This is a genomic window from Streptococcus mitis (assembly GCF_022137125.1).
Lineage (GTDB): Bacteria > Bacillota > Bacilli > Lactobacillales > Streptococcaceae > Streptococcus > Streptococcus mitis_CE.
The window spans coordinates 1-1,353 of the sequence record NZ_JAKNEQ010000016.1; the positions used below are offsets into that span (position 1 = coordinate 1).

At 46.0% G+C, this 1,353-nt stretch carries 1 protein-coding gene; it reads left to right on the forward strand.

Annotated features, from left to right (window positions below):
* On the forward strand, positions 1-1,353 hold a 1,353-nt coding region (locus L0P31_RS09240), incomplete at both ends, for a collagen-flanked surface repeat-containing protein (RefSeq protein ID WP_474104185.1).

The window sequence follows — 1,353 nt, forward strand, 5'->3', positions numbered from 1 at the left end:
TAACTGGAGCGCAAGGAGCCAAAGGTGAAAAAGGAGACCGAGGCGAACGCGGTCTAACTGGAGCGCAAGGAGCCAAAGGTGAAAAAGGAGACCGAGGCGAACGCGGTCTAACTGGAGCGCAAGGAGCCAAAGGTGAAAAAGGAGACCGAGGCGAACGCGGTCTGACTGGAGCCCAAGGAGCCAAAGGTGAAAAAGGAGACCAAGGTGAACGCGGTTTAACTGGAGCTAAAGGTGAAAAAGGAGACCAAGGTGAACGCGGTCTGACTGGAGCCCAAGGTGCCAAAGGTGAAAAAGGAGACCGAGGTGAACGCGGTTTAACTGGAGCTAAAGGTGAAAAAGGAGACCAAGGTCAGGCAGGTCGTGACGGTGTAACTCCAACCGTAACCGTTAAAGATAATAAAAATGACGGCACTCATACTATCACGATTAACGACGGTAGAGGTAATGTTACAAGTACTGTTGTAAGAGATGGTTTCGATGGCGCAAGTCCATTAGTTGCGACTCAACGAAATGATGCAGATAAAACAACAACAGTTATCTTCTATTACGATAAAAATGGAAACAATGAATTAGATGCTTCTGATAAGAAATTAAAAGAAGTTGTAATTGCGGATGGTGCTAAAGGTGAAAAAGGGGACCAAGGCGAACGTGGTCTAACCGGAGCGCAAGGTGAAAAAGGCGAACGTGGAGACCGTGGTGAAACAGGAGCAGCGGGACGTGACGGAAAAACTCCAAAAATCACAACTGCTCGTGGAGCAGACGGCCGTAGTACTGATATTACATTTACTATTCCTGGTGAAGAACCTGTAACAGTTAACATTAAAGATGGTAAAGATGGACGTACACCAACCATCGACTTAAATGCCTTAGCTGAAGCAGCAGCAAGATTAAACAATCAAAGAAGCGGAAGAGTAAGAAGAGCTTTAGCAGACGCCCCATCTACAGCACCAGCAGAAAAACCAAGAGAAGGTACTCTTATTACAGCGTACTTTGATAACAATGGTAATGGTCGATACGATGAAGGTATAGATGAATTAATTGCAAAACAACCAATTTATAATGGTACAGACGGTGCCAATGGTGCAGCAGGTGCAGCCGGACGTAATGGTGCTGAATTATTAAGTGGACCTAAAGCACCAACAGCAGATGATGGTAAAGATGGCGACACTTATATCGATGCAACTACAGGTGATGTTTATAAGAAAGAAAACGGAACTTGGGATAAGATTGGTAACATTCGTGGACCTCAAGGTCTAAAAGGTGAAGCCGGAGTTGCAGGACCACAAGGGCTACAAGGACCTAAAGGGGACAAAGGTGAACAAGGACTTCAAGGTCGTGATGGTCAAGACGGAG